This is a genomic window from Aeromonas sp. FDAARGOS 1414, from assembly GCF_019047065.1.
GTDB classification, from domain to species: Bacteria; Pseudomonadota; Gammaproteobacteria; order Enterobacterales; family Aeromonadaceae; genus Aeromonas; species Aeromonas veronii_A.
The window spans coordinates 1,672,982-1,691,541 of the sequence record NZ_CP077210.1 but is presented as its reverse complement, the minus strand read 5'-3'; the positions used below and the strand labels follow the sequence as shown (position 1 = coordinate 1,691,541).

The window sequence follows — 18,560 nt, the reverse complement described above, 5'->3', positions numbered from 1 at the left end:
GCCCGCGCATTTCCCGCAGTTAGCGGATATAGCGGCCCGATTCAGCCTCCTGATTGGTCACAATCATCTGGCCAATGGGCGCCAGGCTGATCAGCGCCAGCTTGAGGTGCTGGATACCGAACGGAATACCGATAATGGTCACGAAGCAGGCCAGTGCGGAAGCGATGTGGCCTATGGCCAGCCAGACACCGATCAGCACGAACCAGAGGATGTTGCCAATCAGCCCCAGAGTGCCGGTGCCGATATCGCTCTGGCCGGTCATGGTTTTGCGGTTGACAGCCTGCTTGCCAAACGGGAAGAAGGTAAAGGTGCCGATCACGAAGCAGGCTCGTCCCCAGGGAATGCCGATCAGCGAGATAAAGCAGACAAGCCCGGCCAGCCACCAGGCCAGGCCCATAAAGACACCTCCCAGTACAAACCAGAGCAGATTGAACAAGAAGCGGAAAAAGGCCATGTGAGTGACTCCAGATCATCAATTTGGTTGCCACCATAACGAGGGAGGGGTAGGGACGCAATGGTTGATTGGTCCAATCGCCATTTGGCTGGTCAAATTGAGTCGCCGCCCGCAACGGTGGGCTGTTTTTCGGCGAAAGATGGGCAATAAAGCGGCGTTCGGATGAAAAAAGGTGAGCAAACGCAAAATTATTGCCATCGGATAGTTGAAGTCAGGCACCTCTCTCCCCATATAAAGGGCAGTTTTGCACGAATTGTGCTTGCACGCCGCTCAATGTGGGGGATGTGTGGCTCGACTCGACCAAAGTGCGCCGCTATAATGCCGCGTCATATTTTCTCATCACAAAGACATATCGTTGTCTTTATAAACAGGAAGACTCCGGGCTTTGCCCAGGGGCAATAAAGGGTCAGCACACAGTGCTGAGTTGAACGAGGTAGAAGAATGCAAGTTTCTGTAGAGACAACCCAGGGTCTGGAACGCCGTCTTACCATCACTGTACCGGCCGCTACCGTAGACGCCGCTGTGCGTAAAGAATTGAATGGCCTGGCCAAAACTCGTCGCATCGACGGTTTCCGTCCTGGCAAGGCTCCGGTTGCCATCATCAAGAAGATGTTCGGCGCCATGGCTCACGCCCGCGTTGCTGATGAAATGATGCAGAGCAACTTCATCAAAGCCATCATCGAAAACAAACTGAGCCCGGCCGGTGCCCCGACCATGGATCCGAAAGAGATCAAAGAAGGTCAGGATTTCGAATTCACCGCCACTTTCGAAGTGTATCCGGAGTTCGAAGTTGCAGGTCTCGAGACCATCAAGGTCGAGAAGCCGGTTGCGACCGTGAAGGATGAAGATCTGGCCAACATGATCGACACCCTGCGCAAGCAGCACGCTACCTGGGCTGATGCCGATGTTGCCGCTGCCAATGGCATGCGTGTGACCATGGACTTCGTCGGTTCCATCGACGGTGAAGAGTTCGACGGCGGCAAAGCTGAAGGCTTCAACCTGGTGCTGGGCGCTGGCCGTATGATCCCGGGCTTCGAAGACGCCATCCTGGGCAAGAAAGCGGGCGACGAGTTCACCATCGAAGTGACCTTCCCGGCTGACTACCACGCTGAAAACCTGAAAGGCAAAGAAGCCAAGTTCGCTTCCAAGCTGATCAAGGTTGAAGAGCAGATCCTGCCTGAGCTGACCGAAGAGTTCGTGAAGCGTTTCGGTATCGAAAGCGGTTCTGTTGAAGAGCTGAAAGCCGAAGTGCGCAAGAACATGGAGCGCGAACTGGCTCAAGCCCTGAAAAACAGCGTGAAAGAGCAGGTTCTGAACGGTCTGGTTGAAGCCAACCAAATCGACCTGCCGAAAGCAGCTGTTGCTCAAGAGATCGACGCACTGCGTCAGCAGGCTCTGCAGCGCTTCGGTGGCTTCCAGGGCGGCAACGCTCCCGAGCTGCCGGCTGAACTGTTCCAGGCTCAAGCCGAGCGTCGTGTACGCGTAGGCCTGCTGCTGGGTGACGTGATCCGCACCAACGAGATCAAGGCTGACGATGCCCGTGTAAACAGCATCATCGAGTCCATGGCGACTGCCTACGAAGATCCGAAAGAAGTGATCGAGTACTACCAGAAGAACGAACAGATGCTGAACGGCGTTCGTAACCTGGCAGTAGAAGATCAAGCCATCGACCTGATCCTGTCCAAAGCGCAAGTGACCGAAAAAGAGGTTGCCTTTGACGAAGTGATCAACAAGTCTGGCGCCGCTGCCTAAGAACATTTGACTTAAGGTCAAGACTGTTAAGTATAATGGCTCGTGTGATCTCCACTCGGGCCATTTTATTTTAGGGACAATGCCTTATGTACAAGAACTATAACGATATGACCGATTCTCCCAGCAATGCGCTGGTCCCCATCGTGGTCGAACAGACTGCCAAGGGTGAACGTTCCTACGATATTTACTCCCGTCTGCTGAAAGAGCGGGTGATCTTCCTGACTGGTCAGGTTGAAGATCACATGGCCAATCTGGTGGTTGCCCAGTTGCTGTTCCTCGAGTCCGAGAATCCGGACAAGGACATCTATATCTACATCAACTCGCCGGGTGGTTCGGTGACTGCAGGCATGTCCATCTATGACACCATGCAGTTCATCAAGCCGGATGTCAGCACCGTCTGCATGGGGCAGGCCTGCTCCATGGGTGCCTTCCTGCTGGCTGGCGGTGCCAAGGGCAAGCGTTTCTGCCTGCCTAACGCCCGCGTGATGATCCACCAGCCGCTGGGTGGCTTCCAGGGTCAGGCATCTGATATCCAGATCCACGCCCAGGAGATCCTGAAGATTAAAAATACCCTGAACGAGCGCCTGGCGTTCCACACCGGTCAGGACATGGCTACCATCGAGCGTGACACCGATCGTGACAACTTCATGTCCGCCGAGCAGGCCGTGGCCTATGGCCTGGTTGACGGTGTCCTGAGCCAGCGTAGCTGAGCAGGGTGTCCCGGTCTGTTGTAAACTCAACAGGCCGATCCATCCTCTATTGATAAAACGAGGTTGCTGAATGACAGAGAAACGCAAGGGTGAGGGTGATAAGCTGCTCTACTGCTCTTTTTGCGGCAAAAGCCAGCATGAAGTGCGTAAGCTGATCGCTGGCCCTTCCGTCTACATATGTGATGAGTGCGTCGAGCTGTGCAACGACATCATCCGCGAAGAGATCCGCGAGATCTCTCCCAAGCGCGATGGTAACGAGCTGCCGACCCCTCATCAGATCCGCGCTCATCTCGATGACTATGTGATCGGGCAGGAGTATGCCAAGAAGGTGTTGGCCGTTGCCGTCTACAACCACTACAAGCGTCTGCGCAACAGCGGCGAAAACAGTGGTGTGGAGCTCGGCAAATCCAACATTCTGCTGATTGGCCCGACCGGTAGCGGCAAGACCCTGCTGGCCGAGACTCTGGCTCGTCTGCTGGATGTGCCGTTCACCATGGCCGACGCCACCACCCTGACCGAAGCCGGTTATGTGGGCGAGGACGTGGAGAACATCATCCAGAAGCTGCTGCAAAAGTGCGACTACGACGTAGAGAAGGCCCAGCGTGGCATCGTCTATATCGACGAGATCGACAAGATCTCCCGCAAGTCGGACAACCCCTCCATCACCCGCGATGTCTCCGGGGAAGGGGTACAGCAGGCACTGCTCAAGCTGATCGAAGGGACCATCGCTTCCGTGCCGCCGCAAGGTGGTCGCAAGCATCCGCAGCAGGAGTTCTTGCAGGTTGATACCTCCAAGATCCTCTTCATCTGTGGCGGTGCCTTTGCCGGTCTGGACAAGGTGATCGAGCAGCGTTCCGTGAAGGGAACCGGTATCGGTTTTGGCGCCGAGGTGAAATCCAAGGATGCCAAGGCCACCCTGAGCGAGACCTTCGCCAAGGTAGAGCCGGAAGATCTGATCAAGTATGGTCTGATCCCCGAGTTCATCGGCCGTCTGCCGGTGGTCGCGACCCTGACCGAGCTGGACGAGTCTGCGCTTATCCAGATCCTGAAAGAGCCGAAAAACGCGCTGACCAAACAGTACGCTGCGTTGTTCGATCTGGAAGGGGTCGAGCTGGAGTTCCGTGACGACGCACTCAACGCCATTGCCCGCAAGGCGATGGAGCGTAAAACCGGTGCTCGTGGTCTGCGTTCCATCGTGGAAGCCGTGTTGCTGGATACCATGTATGACCTGCCTTCTCTGGAAGGGGTCAGCAAGGTGGTGATCGACGAGACCGTGATCAAAGGGGACTCCGCGCCCTTGATGATTTACGAAAATCCCGAAACCCAGGCTGCTGCATCAGAGTAAATGTCTGATTTTTAATCGAATGGAAGGGGCTTTTTGCCCCTTTCATGCTTTTTACGGTTTCGGCGATTGAATCTCATCTCAGCGCCCCCATATACTCAGCCAAGCGCTTTGCCAACGGTATAACAAGCCGAGAGGACATATATGAACCTAGAGCGTTCAGAACGCATCGAGATTCCCGTCCTGCCTCTTCGTGACGTGGTGGTTTATCCCCACATGGTCATTCCACTCTTTGTGGGGCGGGAAAAATCCATTCGCTGTCTGGAAGCGGCCATGGAGCAGGACAAGAAAGTTCTGCTGGTGGCCCAGAAGGATGCGTCAACCGATGAGCCGACTGTGGAGGAGATCTTCACCGTCGGGACAGTGGCCAATATTCTGCAGATGCTCAAGCTGCCGGACGGCACCGTCAAGGTGCTGGTAGAGGGGGGACAGCGTGCCCGCCTGGAGCGGATGATCGACGACAAGGATTTCTTTGTCTGCGAGGCCCAGTACATCCCCTCCCAAGCCATTGAGGAGAAGGATCAGGAAGTGCTGGTTCGCTCCGCCATCGGCCAGTTTGAAGGCTATATCAAGCTCAACAAGAAGATCCCGCCCGAGGTACTGACCTCGATCTCGGCGATCGACGATGCTGCGCGTCTGGCTGACACCATGGCGGCCCACATGCCGCTCAAGCTGGAAGACAAGCAGAAGGTGCTGGAGATCGTCTCAGTCTCCGAGCGCATCGAATTCCTGATGGCTATGATGGAGTCGGAAATTGACCTGCTGCAGGTCGAGAAGCGCATCCGTACTCGCGTCAAGAAGCAGATGGAAAAGAGCCAGCGCGAGTATTACCTCAACGAGCAGATGAAGGCCATCCAGAAAGAGCTGGGTGAGCTGGAAGATAGCCCGGATGAGTTTGAAGCTCTCAATCGCAAGATTGAAGAGGCTGGCATGCCGGAAGATGCCCGTGAAAAGGCCCAGGCCGAGCTTGCCAAGCTGAAGATGATGTCTCCCATGTCCGCCGAGGCTACCGTGGTTCGCAGCTATGTGGACTGGATGGTGCAGGTGCCGTGGAAGGCGCGCTCCAAGGTCAAGAAAGACCTGGGCAAGGCGCAAGAGGTGCTGGATGCCGATCACTATGGCCTCGAGAAGGTCAAGGATCGCATCCTCGAATATCTGGCGGTGCAGGCGCGGGTGAACAAGCTCAAGGGCCCCATCCTTTGTCTGGTTGGCCCTCCCGGTGTGGGCAAGACCTCGCTGGGCCAATCCATCGCCAAGGCGACAGGCCGCAAATATGTGCGGATGGCCTTGGGTGGGGTGCGTGACGAAGCGGAGATCCGCGGTCACCGCCGTACCTATATTGGTTCCATGCCCGGCAAGCTTATCCAGAAGATGGCGAAAGTCGGCGTGAAGAACCCGCTGTTCCTGCTCGACGAGATCGACAAGATGAGCTCGGACATGCGTGGCGATCCCGCATCCGCCTTGCTGGAAGTGCTGGATCCGGAGCAGAATAACAGCTTTAACGATCACTATCTGGAAGTGGATTATGACCTGTCGGACGTGATGTTCGTGGCCACCTCCAACTCCATGAACATCCCGGGTCCCTTGCTGGACCGGATGGAAGTGATCCGTCTCTCCGGTTACACCGAAGATGAGAAGCTCAACATTGCCAAGCAGCATCTGGTTGCCAAGCAGATCCAGCGCAACGGCCTGAAAGAGTCCGAGATCACCATCGAAGATTCTGCCCTGGTCGGAGTGATCCGCTACTACACCCGCGAGGCGGGGGTGCGGAGTCTGGAGCGCGAGATCTCCAAGATTTGTCGCAAGGCGGTCAAGCGCATCCTGCTGGACAAGAGCATCAAGCATGTTCAGGTCAATCAGGAGAACCTCAAGGAGTTCCTCGGGGTGCAGCGTTTCGATTACGGCAAGGCCACCGACCAGAATCAAGTGGGTCAAGTGTGTGGTCTGGCGTGGACCGAAGTGGGGGGCGATCTGCTCACCATCGAGACCACCAACATGCCGGGCAAGGGCAAGCTCACTTATACCGGTTCCCTCGGTGACGTAATGCAGGAGTCCATTCAGGCGGCCATGACGGTCGTACGAGCCCGTGCCGAGAAGCTGCGCATCAATGCCGACTTCTACGAGAAGCGCGATATCCACGTGCACGTACCGGAAGGGGCAACCCCGAAAGATGGTCCGAGCGCCGGTATCGCCATGTGTACCGCCCTGGTCTCCAGCTTGACCGGTAATCCGGTTCGTGCTGATGTGGCGATGACAGGGGAGATCACCTTGCGCGGCGAAGTGCTGCCCATCGGCGGTCTCAAGGAGAAGTTGCTGGCAGCCCACCGTGGCGGCATCAAGCGAGTGCTTATTCCGAAAGAGAACGAGCGTGACCTTGAGGAGATCCCGGCAAACGTCAAACAAGACCTTGAAATTTATCCGGTTCGCTGGATTGACGAGGTGCTGGAATTGGCGTTGCAGGACAATCCACAGGGGTTTGAGCGCGTTTCTGTCGTGTAAATGTTGATGCGCCGCAAATTTGGCGCATTCGGCGGGTGGTTAAGGCTTGCATGCGCCCGATAACGGAAGTAGCCTTGACCACCGATCGGGTACTCGTGATGAGTCGCAATGCGTTGTGTGGCGCGGGTTTGCGCCAGATTGTCACTTGCAACTGATCAGGAGGCTTGCTATAAAACCTCCACTTGTTGTGGCCAGGGAAATCAGCGCCGCAGCGGTGTTCGATAAAAGGGGAATATAAGAGTGAATAAATCTCAACTGATTGACAAGATTGCAGACGGTGCCGATATCTCCAAAGCTGCCGCTGGCCGTGCGTTGGATGCCTTCATTGATGCTGTTGGTGAAGCGCTGAAAGAGGGTGACCAGGTTGCTCTGGTTGGTTTCGGTACTTTCGCTGTACGCGAGCGTGCTGCCCGTTCAGGCCGTAACCCGCAGACTGGCGCGACCATCGAAATCGCTGCTGGTAAAGTTCCTGCCTTCAAAGCCGGTAAGGCCCTGAAAGACGCTGTTAACTAAGTCGGTCGCTGATATCCGTCGGCTACCGTCCTTGGTCGCAGACCAGACAAGTTAGAGAGTCTTCTCTCATACTGATTGACCAAGGCGCATCGCAATCGGTGCGCCTTTTTATTGTTTACGCCCATCGAGTTCGGGAGCATAAGTACAAACATGATGTTGGATAAACTACGCGAAGGGGCGCAGGGCAAGGTAGCCAAGGTTATCTTGGGCCTGATCATCCTCTCCTTTGCCTTGGCTGGTGTAGGTAGTTACCTGAACGGCCCGGCCCGTACCGCCCCCGCCACCGTCAATGGCACCGAGATCAGTGCTGCGGCACTGGAAAATGCCTACCGTAACGAGCGCGCCCGCATGGAATCCCAGATGGGAGAGGCATTCAGCCAGCTGGCCGCGAACCCCGATTACATGAAACAGTTCCGTCGCGGCGTGCTGGATCGGCTGATCGATCAGGCGCTGCTGGACAGCAAGGCCCGTGAACTGGGTCTGCGTATCAGTGACGAACAGATCAAGCAAGCCATCGTGGCCATGCCGGAGTTTGCCGAGAATGGCAAGTTCAACAATGACCGCTATCTGCAGCTGATCCGTCGTGCCGGCATGACTCCTGAAATGTTCCGTGACTCCCTGCGTCAGGACATGGTGCGTCAACAGTTGATGAGCGCTCTGCTGGGCACCGAATTCTCCCTCAAGGGGGAAGCGGAGCAGCTCGACAAGCTCTACAACCAGACTCGCGATCTGCGTCTGGTACGTCTGGCTGCCGCCAACTACATGGCTGACGTTCAGGTCTCCGACAACGAGCTCGAGCAGTACTACAAGACCAATGGCGCCCGTTTCATGAACGACGAGCAGGTCAAGGTCGACTATCTGCTGCTGGACGCTGCCAACCTCGCCAAGGATATCAAGGTCACCGAGCAGGATGCCCAGGATTACTACGATCAGCACCAGGATCTGTTCCAGCGTGCCGAGCGTCGCCACGTGGCTCACATCCTGATCCCGTTTGGCAAGGATGAGAAAGCGGCCGAGCAGAAAGCAGAAGCCGTGCTGGCCAAAGCCAAGGCGGGCGATGATTTCGCTGCGCTGGCCAAGGCTGACTCTTCCGATACCTTCTCTGCCAAAAAAGGCGGCGAGCTGGACTGGTTCGAGAAAGGGGTGATGGATCCGGCCTTCGAGAAAGCCGCGTTCGCCCTGAACAAGGCTGGCGATCTCTCCGGCGTGGTGAAGAGCCCGTTCGGTTTCCACATCATCAAGCTGCTGGGGGTTGAAGCAGCCCAGACCAAGCCGTTTGCCGATGTGAAAGAAGAGACCATCACTCGTCTGCAAGCTGACAAGGCCAAGGAGAAGTTCTTCGCCGAGCAGCAGAAGATGGCTGACAACAGCTTCGAAAACCCGGACTCGCTGGATCTGACCGCTGATGCCATGGGGATGAAGGTTCAATCTTCCGATTTCTTCACCCAGGCGACTGCTCCGGCTCCGCTGAATGATCCCAAGGTGCTCTCCGTGGCGTTTTCCGAACAGCTGCGCGATGACAACACCAACTCCGACGTGATCGAGCTGGCTGACGGCAAGGCGCTGGTGCTGCACATCACTGGTCACAAGCCCAAAGCGGTCAAGCCGCTGGCCGAGGTGAAAGAGCAGGTGATTGCCGCCATCAAGCATGACAAGGCCAGTGAAGTGGCTCGTGGCAAGGCCCAGGGTCTGCTGGACAAGCTGAAGGTCGGTGAGAGCATCACCGCCGATCTGACTGCACTCGGTCTGAAAGTGGAGACCCACAAAGGGGTTGCCCGCTTCGATCGCGAGCTGGATCAGAACCTGATTGCCCAGGCGTTCACACTGCCCCATCCGATCGACGGCAAGCCGAGCGTGGCTCTGGTTGCCGAGACCAATGGCGACCGTGTTGTGGTTGCGCTGGACAAGGTCAACGTCCCTGCCGCCGCATCCGGCATGGCCGCCATGCTGCAAGCTCAGCTGGGTCAGGGCAAAGCTCAGGTGGATTACAAGTCTCTGATCGACGAGTTGCGCAAAGCAGCCAAAATCGAGTACTTCACCAGTGTGGAAGCGACCGTCGAGTAATCGGCACTGCGCAATCCATTGAGAACGGCTCCGTGATGGAGCCGTTTTTTTATCTGTGGGCAAGAGGGGGGATATTCAAGCTCTGCTCTCTGCTCTCTGCTCTCTGCTCTCTGCCCTCTGCTCTGTGGCGTGTAGTCACACCACTGCTATACGCCATCTCAGTCGTCTAAATACGGAATATAAAAAAACCGGCACGTGTGTGCCGGTTTTTCATTGCGAGCTTGCAAGGCGGGGGTTACACCACGCCCTGGGTGCGCAGGTAATCCTCGTAGGTGCCGCCGAAGTCGCGGATACCATCTTCAGTCAGCTCCAGGATGCGGGTCGCCAGAGAGGAGACGAATTCGCGGTCGTGGGAGACGAAGATCAGGGTCCCCTGGTAGAGCTCCAGCGCCATGTTCAAGGATTCGATGGATTCCATGTCCAGGTGGTTGGTCGGCTCATCCATGATCAGGATGTTGGGGCGCTGCATCATCAGCTTGCCGAACAGCATGCGACCCTGTTCACCACCGGAGAGCACCTTGACCGGCTTCTTGATGTCGTCCTGAGAGAACAGCAGACGGCCCAGTATGGAGCGTACAGCCTGCTCGTCTTCGTTCTCCTGTTTCCACTGGGCCATCCAGTCGAACACGTTGAGATCAGTGTCGAAGTCTTCGGCGTGATCCTGAGCGTAGTAACCGATCTGGGCGTTCTCGGACCACTTGATGGTGCCGGTATCCGGAGCCAGTGCGCCGACCAGGGTCTTGATCAGAGTCGATTTACCGATACCGTTGGTACCCAGAATGGCGACCTTCTCGCCCACTTCCATCATCATGTTGAGGCCCTTGAACAGGGGACCGTCGCCATAACCCTTGGATACACCTTCCACTTCCAGGATGTTGCGATAGAGCTTTTTGTCCTGCTCGAAGCGGATGAAGGGGTTCTGGCGGCTGGAGACCTTGACGTCCTCAATCTTGATCTTGTCGATCTGCTTGAGACGGGAGGTCGCCTGACGGGACTTGGAGGCGTTGGCGCTGAAACGGGAGACGAAGGATTGCAGATCGGCGATCTGGGCCTTCTTCTTGGCGTTGTCGGCCAGCAGACGCTCGCGCGCCTGGGTGGCGGCCAGCATGTAGTCGTCGTAGTTGCCCGGGTAAACGCGCAGCTCGCCGTAGTCCAGATCCGCCATGTGGGTACAGACGGAGTTCAGGAAGTGACGGTCGTGAGAGATGATGATCATGGTGCTTTCACGATCGTTGAGCACCTGCTCCAGCCAGCGAATGGTGTTGATATCCAGGTTGTTGGTCGGTTCGTCCAGCAGCAGGATATCGGGGTTGGAGAACAGCGCCTGTGCCAGCAGCACCCGCAGTTTCCAGCCCGGCGCCACTTCGCTCATCGGGCCGTTGTGCTGCTCGAGCGGAATGCCGACACCCAGCAGCAGCTCGCCTGCGCGCGCTTCGGCGGTGTAGCCGTCATACTCGGCAACCAGACCTTCCAGCTCGGCGGCCTTCATATAGTCTTCGTCGGTGGCTTCGAGGTTGGCGTAGATGGCATCGCGCTCGGCGATAGCCGCCCACAGCTCGGTGTGACCCATCATGACCACGTCCAGTACGCGCATATCTTCGTAGGCGAACTGATCCTGACGCAGCTTACCGATGCGCTCGTTGACATCCAGGCTCACATTACCGCCAGTGGGCTCCAGATCACCACCGAGGATCTTCATAAAGGTGGACTTGCCACAGCCGTTGGCGCCGATAAGGCCATAGCGGTTGCCGCCGCCAAACTTGACGTTGATGTTCTCAAACAGCGGCTTGGCGCCGAACTGCATGGTGATGTTGTTGCTGCTTAACAAGGTATGTGTCCCGATTGGTCTGTCAAATGGCGCGCATTATGGCACAGATCCCCCGAAAGTTTTAGCGAGAAGTGTGATCTTGATCGGGGCAAGCGGGGCGTGCAGCCGATTGATGGGCAATAAAAAAAGCCGGCGCGAAGCCGGCTTGGAAGGATGAACTTGATCTGTTAGTGGGAGGTGGCGCCAGAGGCACCCAGCCCAGTTTGGGAGCGAACGAACTGCGGCAGGAACTTGGCATGCTCGTCGGCGGCGTTCTGGGAGCTGTCGGTGATGGAGAAGAACCAGATCCCGATGAAGGCCAAACCCATGGAGAAGAGGGCAGGGTATTCGTAGGGGAAGATAGCCTGGGCATGGCCCAGTACTTTCACCCACACGGTCGGGCCCAGGATCATCAGGGTCACTGCGCTCACCAGCCCCAGCCAGCCACCATAGACGGCGCCACGGGTGGTCAGGCGTGACCAGAACATGGAGAGGAACAGCACCGGGAAGTTGCAGCTGGCGGCGATGGAGAAGGCCAGACCGACCATGAAGGCGATGTTCTGCTTCTCGAACAGGATCCCCAGACCAATGGCAACCACACCCAGCACCAGAGTCGTCATCTTGGAGACACGCAGTTCATCGCTCTCGTTGGCCTTGCCCTTCTTCAGCACACTGGCATAGAGGTCATGGGAGACCGCAGAGGCTCCGGCCAGGGTCAATCCGGCAACTACCGCCAGAATGGTGGCAAATGCCACGGCGGAGATGAAGCCGAGGAACAGGCTGCCACCGACCGCATTGGCCAGATGGACTGCCGCCATGTTGGTGCCGCCCAGCAGGGCGCCGGTGGCGTCCTTGAAGGCCGGGTTGGTGCTCACCAGCAAGATGGCGCCAAAGCCGATGATAAAAGTGAGGATGTAGAAGTAGCCGATAAAGCCGGTGGCGTAGAACACAGATTTACGCGCTTCCTTGGCATCGCTCACGGTGAAGAAACGCATCAGGATATGGGGCAGGCCGGCGGTACCGAACATCAATGCCAGACCGAGCGAGATGGCGGAGATGGGGTCGGAGACCAGCCCGCCCGGGCTCATGATGGCGGAGCCTTTCTCGTGCACTTTGACCGCTTCACTAAACAGGGCGCCGATGTCGAAGTTGACCGATTTCATGACCATGATGGCCATGAAGCTAGCACCGGAGAGCAGCATCACTGCCTTGATGATCTGCACCCAGGTGGTGGCCAGCATGCCGCCAAACAGCACGTAGAGCACCATCAGGATACCAACCAGCACCACGGCCACATGGTATTGCAGGCCAAACAGCAGCTCGATCAGTTTGCCGGCACCGACCATCTGGGCGATCAGGTAGAGGGCGACTACCACCAGCGAACCGCAGGCGGAGAGGGTGCGCACTTCAGTCTGTTTGAGACGATATGAAGCGACATCGGCGAAGGTGTATTTGCCGAGGTTGCGCAGCCGTTCGGCGATCAGGAACAGAATGATGGGCCAGCCCACCAGAAAACCTATGGAGTAAATCAGGCCATCGTAGCCGGAGGTGTAGACCAGCGCGGAGATCCCGAGGAAGGAGGCGGCGGACATATAGTCACCGGCGATGGCCAGACCGTTCTGGAAGCCGGTGATACGGCCACCGGCCGCATAGTAGTCGGAAGCCGAGCGGTTGCGCTTGGAGGCCCAGTAGGTGATGAACAGGGTAGCGGCCACAAACACCAGAAACATCACGATGGCGGCGACATTAAGGGGCTGACGCTCCACGGCGCCAGAGATTGCATCGGCCGCCAGCAGGGGAGAGGAGGCCAGTGAGGTCAACAGCAGCAACTTGCCTTTCATGATTGCACCCCTTTGAGGATCTTCTGGTTCAGTTCATCAAACTCGCCGTTGGCGCGAAAGACATAGACGCCGGTCAACACGAAGGAGGAGAGGATCAATCCTACCCCGACAGGAATGCCGCGAGTAATGGTCGAACCTTCGCTCAAGGGGGTGCCCAGCCAACCGGGGGCAAAGGCGATGAGCAGAATAAACGCCAGGTAGAGTCCCAGCATCAGAGCCGAGAGGGCCCAGGCAAAACGCTGGCGCTTGGCGACCAGCTCCTGGAAGTTGGGATCTTGCTGGATCCTCAGATAGCTTTGCTGTTCCATTGCAGTTCTCCATGACATGAGTGTCAGCGGTGGATGGGGTAACCCCGACGAGCAGGCAATCTGCTCATGTAAGCAAAATGTGAATTAAATGTTATTTCTCGACAATTAGACTTTGGGATAAGTGAGCGGCGAGCCGCAGGTCAGGCGCAGGTAGATAAGCGCGGCCGTGGTGGCATCGGCAAGGGCATCGTGGGCGGGCAGGGGGGGCAGCGCCAAGTGACGGCAGATGGCACTCAAGTGGAGGTCAATCGCAGCATCGGGGTAGCGGCGATAGAGGTGGTCATGATAAAGCTGGCTCACCTCGATCCCTCGCTGGGGCAGGGTCAATCCCCACAATTTTTGGCAGGCGAGATTGAGAATACGCAGATCGTAGGCGAGGTGATAGCCCACCAGTTCGCGCGGGCCGATATAGTCGAGCAGCAGGCGCAGCGCGGCTTCCAGCTCCATTCCCTGTTGCAGATCCTGATGGCGCAGACCGTGGATCACCACAGATTGGCTGGTCAGGCTGGCCGGTGGCTGTACCTTGATGGCGAGGGCCTCACCGGTCAGCAGCCGGTTGCCCTGAATGCGCACCGCCCCGATGGAGACGATCTCGGCCTGCTCGGGATCGAGACTGGTGGTCTCGAAATCGAGGGCGATCCGTTCATCTTCCGGTGGGGTGGCAAAGAGCGGCGCGAACTCGCCAGTTCGGAACGCACGGCCATACCAGTAGCGTCGAACGCGGCTCAACATGGCTATTGTCTCAGACGAAAGTGCAAGGTGAGCCACTGCTGGAACTTCTTAACCTGATGCAGCGCCTGACGCAACAGATCCCGCTCGCTGTGGCTAAGCTCGCTTGTCTGCACCCGACTATTGCCCCCCTTGAGCTGGCTGCGCAGCCTCAGCCGGATAAAGAGCCGAAACGCCTCTGCCAGATTGCTGCCATAGTCGGCACTGAGCCGATCGGCTGCCACCAGCGCATCGATACGCCCCAGGGTTGAGGTCTCCAGAATGCCAGCCTCAAGGGCCAGCATGCGGATACCGTGCACCAGCGGAAACAGGCCGCCCCGCTTGAGATCCAGCCCTTCCGGTGGCTGCTCCAGCCTGCCAAACAGAGTGAGGGGGGCATGAAAGGCCACCGCCGGTCGCACCATCTCCGCCAGCAGATCCCGCCTGTCCGCCAACTGCTCGCGCAGCGCTCTGGCAACAGGCAGATGCAGCTGTCGATCCCCCGCGATGGGGTGAGCATCGGCCAGGGTGGCGAGCCAGAGCAGCTCCTCCTCACTGGCCGTGGTGCAGGCGCTGGCAATGGCGCTTTGCCACTCATCGCCTGTTTTTACCCAGGCCGGATTGTTCACCATTACCTGCCCGGGGCACAGCGGGTAGCCGAGGCGCTCCAGCAGGGCGCTGAATTCGGCCAGATCGGCTGCCTGGGTGGGCCATGCCAGCCCCTCTGGCAGGATCAGGGCGTTGTCCTGATCGGTTTTGAGGATCTGCTCGCCGCGCCCCTCCGAGCCCAGCATCAGCAGGCAGACCTTATCCTGCACCTCGGGGGGGATCACCAGCGCAAAGGCTTTGGCGATAAGCTGTTCGTTGATGGTGGCGATGAGCTTCATCAAAAAGGCGGTGTGGATCCCCTGGGCAAACAACGATCTGGTCAATTGTTGCTGCTCGCGGGCCACCGCCTCCAGTGCCGGCAGGCTGTCGGCGCGGGCGATACGCAATGTCAGCACGTGGGAGTGGGTCGAGAAGAGCCCCAGCACCTGGGTCAGTTGCAGGATCCCCGCCACTTCGTTGCCGCGCCACACCACCAGTCGCTTGATGCGATGGCGGGTCATCAGCAGCAGGGCATCAAACAGATAGCTCTCCAGCGGCAGACCGATGAGCGGCGTGGGGGTCAGCACCGAGAGGGGGGCCGTCAGCGGCAATCCCTTGAGGGTCAGGGCATGGAGCAAGGTCTTGCGGGTTGCCAGCGTGAGCGAACCGTCGTGGGCGGGGTAGAGCAGACAATCTGTCCCCTGGCTCACCATGGCTTCGGTAGCTGCCAGCAGTGACAGCCTGCTGTCGACGATAAGCGGTGCCTGCAGGTGGCCCGGTTCGATGCGTGTCAGGATAAACTCCGCCAGATTCTTCTGCCCCAGTTGTTCGCGTTGTTCCTGCTGGCGTTGGCGCTCGGCCAGATTGGCGGTGAAGTAGCTGGCAAACTGCGGATCCTGCTCACAGAGCGTCAGAAATGTGTGGCGAGGAATGAGTTGGCAGAGGCTATCTTCCAGCGCGGTGAAGCGGTGGCGGCAGCGGCCGTCAAACTGGGCGCGCACATCGAACAGGTCATCGACCCCGTAATCACCAAACTGATGGTGAGGGGCCGACTCTTCCACCGCCCCCTTGATGATGAGATAGAGGCCGGGAGGCTCGTCCCCCTCCTTGAGCAGCAGATCCCCGGCCCGAAAATAGCAGAGCGAGAGGTGGCGGGAGAGCCGCTCGCGCGCCTCCTCATCCAGTCGGTCGAACGGTGGTCTGGCAAAATTGAACAGGGTTGACATGACAGCGTCCTCTGCTGGCTTGCGGCACTCATGCAGCTCCCAGTGTGACAAAGGGAGGGGGAGGCGACCAGCCGACTTTAGTCTCAGCTGTACCGCCTGTTCACACTCTGATAACGTGGTGGTATGACCAGTGAGTCAGTTTCAGGGATCAAGGGGAGGACAAGGGAGATGGAAAAACCAAGGATCAAGTGCGAGATCCACGACGGGATTGCCGAAGTGATGCTGACGCGGGGGGATAAACTCAATGCGCTGGACCGCGCCATGTTCAGCGCCATCGATGAGACATTGACGCAGCTCGCCCGGCACAAGGGGCTGCGGGCGGTGATCCTGCATGGCGAGGGGCGAGCCTTCTGCGCCGGGCTGGATGTGAAATCCATGCTGAGACAGCCGGTAGCGGCGCTCGATATTCTCAAGCGTGAAGCAGACGAGGCGACCAATCTGGCCCAGCGGGTTGCCTATGGCTGGCACCAGCTGCCGGTGCCGGTGATTGCGGTGACCCAGGGAGTCTGTTTTGGCGGTGGCTTGCAGATTGCGCTCGGCGCCGATTTTCGCTTCAGCACCCCCGATTGCCGCTTCTCGGTGATGGAGATCAAGTGGGGCATCATTCCCGATATGAGCGGTAGCGTCACCATGCGCAACCTGATGGGAGTGGATACCGCCATGGAGCTGGCCATGAGCGGGCGCGAGCTGGATGCCATCGAGGCCAAATCCCTCGGGCTGGTGAGTCGGGTCTGCGCCGATCCGCTGGTGGAGGCGCGGGAGTTTGCCCGCACTCTTATCACCAAGTCGCCGGATGCACTGGCGGGGATCAAGCAGCTCTACAGTCAGGCCTGGGCCCGCAGCGATGAGGCGATGCTGAAGGAAGAGACCCGCTTGCAAAAGCAGATCCTGGGGCGACCCAATCAGTGGCGGGCCACCCTTAACAGCCTGTTTCGCTGGCGCCTGCCCTTCGGGCCGCGCCGCAATCCGCTCTGAGATGAGGTGACAGGAAAAAGAAATGGCAGCCGAGGCTGCCATTTTTATCGAACGGTTATTTCGTGTCGGTTTAGGAGATCTTGCGATCCTGATCCGGCTCGAACTGATGGCCCGATTTCTCCCGCTCCAAGTTCTCTTCGGAGCGTTTGCCCACCCAGTAATCGGCGTTCTTGATGCCGAGCTTCTCCGGGTGGAATACGGGGTCAATCCCTTGTGCCTGCTGCGCTTCATAATCCTTCAGACAGGTGAAGGCGGTTTTTTGCAGCAGCAGGATGGCGATGATGTTGAGCCATGCCATCAGGCCGACCCCGATATCACCCATGCCCCACGCCAGATCTGCCGTCTTGACGGTGCCGTAGACAGTGGCAGCCATCAGCGCAATCTTCAGCAAGAAGGTGAGCCAGGGGCGATTTATCTTGCGGTTGATGTAGGCGATGTTGGTTTCGGCGATGTAGTAGTAGGCAACGATGGTGGTGAACGCGAAGAAGAACAGCGCGATGGCCACGAAAATGCTGCCAAAGCCCGGCATCATGCTCTCCATGGCGGTCTGCACATAGCCCGGGCCTGCTGCGATACCGGCAATACCCGTGTAGATGGCGGCGCCGTCCGGCCCTTGTACGTTATAGAGGCCGGTGATCAGCAGCATAAAGCCGGTGGCGGAGCAGACGAACAGGGTGTCGATATAGACGGAGAACGCCTGCACCAGACCCTGCTTCGCCGGGTGACTCACTGCCGCAGCAGAGGAGGCGTGCGGCCCGGTACCCTGACCCGCTTCGTTGGAGTAGACCCCGCGTTTTACCCCCCACATGATGGCCAGACCCAGAATGGCACCGAAACCGGCATCCAGACCGAAGGCGCTCTTCCAGATCAGCAGGATCACGCCCGGCAGCTGGCCGATATTGAGGGCGATGATGACGCAAGCCACGATGATGTAGCCCAGCGCCATAAAGGGTACTACGGTACTGGCGAAGTTGGCGATGCGCTTGACGCCACCGAAGATAATAAAGCCGAGCAGCAGCGCCAGACCGGCGGCTGTGACGTTCGGATCGATATTAAAGGCGGTCTGCAGGCTTGAACCGATGGAGTTGGCCTGCACGCCCGGCAGCAGCACGCCGCAGGCGAATACGGTCGCGATGGCGAAGGTCCAGGCGTACCACTTCATGCCAAGCCCTTTCTCGATATAGAAGGCCGGGCCGCCGCGGTATTCACCGTTGATCTTCTCTTTGTAAACTTGACCCAGAGTGGACTCCACGAAGGCGGAGCTGGCGCCGAGGAAGGCAACCATCCACATCCAGAACAGGGCGCCCGGGCCACCGAAGGTGATGGCGGTGGCCACACCGGCGATGTTACCGGTACCCACGCGACCTGCCAGGGTCATGGCCAGCGCCTGGAAGGAGGAGACACCGGCATCGGTGCTCTTGCCATCAAACATCAGGCGCACCATCTCTTTCATATGACGCAGTTGCAAAAAACGGGTGCGCAGGGAGAAGTAAAGACCGACCCCCAGACACAGGTAGATGAGCGCAGGGCTCCAGATTACACCATTGATGGCATTGACGATTTCATTCATGTACAACAACTCCTTTGTTGTGTTTGTGGCGCTGTCTTGGCGAGATCTTGGCCTCGCTCTCTGTCACAGTTAGGGGCTCATTTGTTAACAGTCTGAGGTAAGCAAACGAGGGTGGCTCCGAGTGGTTTGGCAGGGCGCAAACACGCGCCATGCATGGCTTGTAACATATCGAGTTGTATCGGTGCTTCCCAGCGAAAAATGTT

General features: G+C 58.1%; 14 protein-coding genes. 7 read left to right on the top strand and 7 right to left on the bottom strand.

Going from position 1 to position 18,560, the window contains the following annotated elements; translation table 11 throughout:
* Window positions 1-19 precede the first annotated feature (19 nt).
* On the bottom strand, window positions 20-454 hold the full coding sequence (locus I6L44_RS07510; RefSeq protein ID WP_216953783.1) for a YccF domain-containing protein: 435 nt from the start codon (window positions 452-454) through the stop codon (window positions 20-22).
* 441 nt (window positions 455-895) lie between these two features.
* On the opposite strand from I6L44_RS07510, the gene tig reads away from it, so the two are divergent.
* From tig to ppiD, 6 genes are all read left to right on the top strand, one after another.
* A complete protein-coding gene (gene tig / locus I6L44_RS07505) occupies window positions 896-2,206 on the top strand; it encodes a trigger factor (RefSeq protein WP_005345092.1) in 1,311 nt (436 codons plus the stop codon).
* Window positions 2,207-2,292: 86 nt separating this feature from the next.
* Window positions 2,293-2,916, top strand: coding sequence for an ATP-dependent Clp endopeptidase proteolytic subunit ClpP (gene clpP, locus I6L44_RS07500; protein WP_005336979.1), 624 nt, complete (start codon window positions 2,293-2,295; stop codon window positions 2,914-2,916).
* Window positions 2,917-2,986: 70 nt separating this feature from the next.
* Entirely contained in the window at window positions 2,987-4,261 is a 1,275-nt protein-coding gene (gene clpX, locus I6L44_RS07495) for an ATP-dependent protease ATP-binding subunit ClpX (protein ID WP_005336977.1), read from the top strand.
* A 141-nt stretch (window positions 4,262-4,402) separates the two neighbouring features.
* Complete coding sequence (gene lon, locus I6L44_RS07490; protein ID WP_005336976.1) at window positions 4,403-6,757, top strand: endopeptidase La; 2,355 nt, start codon at window positions 4,403-4,405, stop codon at window positions 6,755-6,757.
* 240 nt (window positions 6,758-6,997) lie between these two features.
* The gene (gene hupB / locus I6L44_RS07485) at window positions 6,998-7,270 is read left to right on the top strand and encodes a nucleoid-associated protein HU-beta (protein ID WP_005315375.1); all 273 of its coding nucleotides are present in this window, start codon (window positions 6,998-7,000) and stop codon (window positions 7,268-7,270) included.
* Window positions 7,271-7,420: 150 nt separating this feature from the next.
* A complete protein-coding gene (gene ppiD / locus I6L44_RS07480) occupies window positions 7,421-9,334 on the top strand; it encodes a peptidylprolyl isomerase (RefSeq protein ID WP_058057477.1) in 1,914 nt (637 codons plus the stop codon).
* 235 nt (window positions 9,335-9,569) lie between these two features.
* Here the strand turns inward: ppiD and I6L44_RS07475 are convergent, their stop codons facing one another.
* The 5 genes from I6L44_RS07475 to I6L44_RS07455 all read right to left on the bottom strand — a co-directional run bounded on the left by I6L44_RS07475 (window position 9,570) and on the right by I6L44_RS07455 (window position 15,812).
* Window positions 9,570-11,162: an ABC-F family ATPase gene (locus I6L44_RS07475; protein WP_058057478.1), complete on the bottom strand. Its 1,593-nt coding sequence runs from the start codon at window positions 11,160-11,162 to the stop codon at window positions 9,570-9,572.
* A 167-nt stretch (window positions 11,163-11,329) separates the two neighbouring features.
* Window positions 11,330-12,982 (bottom strand): cation acetate symporter, encoded by a 1,653-nt coding sequence (locus I6L44_RS07470; protein ID WP_216953781.1) that lies wholly within the window; start codon window positions 12,980-12,982, stop codon window positions 11,330-11,332.
* Window positions 12,979-13,290, bottom strand: a complete 312-nt coding sequence (locus I6L44_RS07465; protein ID WP_040068110.1) for a DUF485 domain-containing protein — start codon at window positions 13,288-13,290, stop codon at window positions 12,979-12,981. The genes I6L44_RS07470 and I6L44_RS07465 overlap by 4 nt, the downstream gene beginning before the upstream one ends.
* Window positions 13,291-13,395: 105 nt before the next feature.
* Window positions 13,396-14,022: a 3'-5' exonuclease gene (locus I6L44_RS07460; RefSeq protein WP_216953779.1), complete on the bottom strand. Its 627-nt coding sequence runs from the start codon at window positions 14,020-14,022 to the stop codon at window positions 13,396-13,398.
* A gap of 2 nt (window positions 14,023-14,024) precedes the next feature.
* Window positions 14,025-15,812, bottom strand: a complete 1,788-nt coding sequence (locus tag I6L44_RS07455; RefSeq protein WP_216953777.1) for a putative nucleotidyltransferase substrate binding domain-containing protein — start codon at window positions 15,810-15,812, stop codon at window positions 14,025-14,027.
* 168 nt (window positions 15,813-15,980) lie between these two features.
* Here I6L44_RS07455 and I6L44_RS07450 point away from each other — a divergent pair, with 168 nt between their 5' ends.
* Window positions 15,981-16,787 carry a crotonase/enoyl-CoA hydratase family protein gene (locus tag I6L44_RS07450; protein WP_216953774.1) on the top strand — a complete coding sequence of 269 codons (807 nt, stop codon included), beginning with the start codon at window positions 15,981-15,983 and terminating at the stop codon, window positions 16,785-16,787.
* Between the two features lie 70 nt (window positions 16,788-16,857).
* Here I6L44_RS07450 and I6L44_RS07445 read toward each other — a convergent pair whose 3' ends face one another.
* Entirely contained in the window at window positions 16,858-18,357 is a 1,500-nt protein-coding gene (locus I6L44_RS07445; RefSeq protein WP_100645999.1) for a sodium:alanine symporter family protein, read from the bottom strand.
* Window positions 18,358-18,560: the final 203 nt, after the last annotated feature.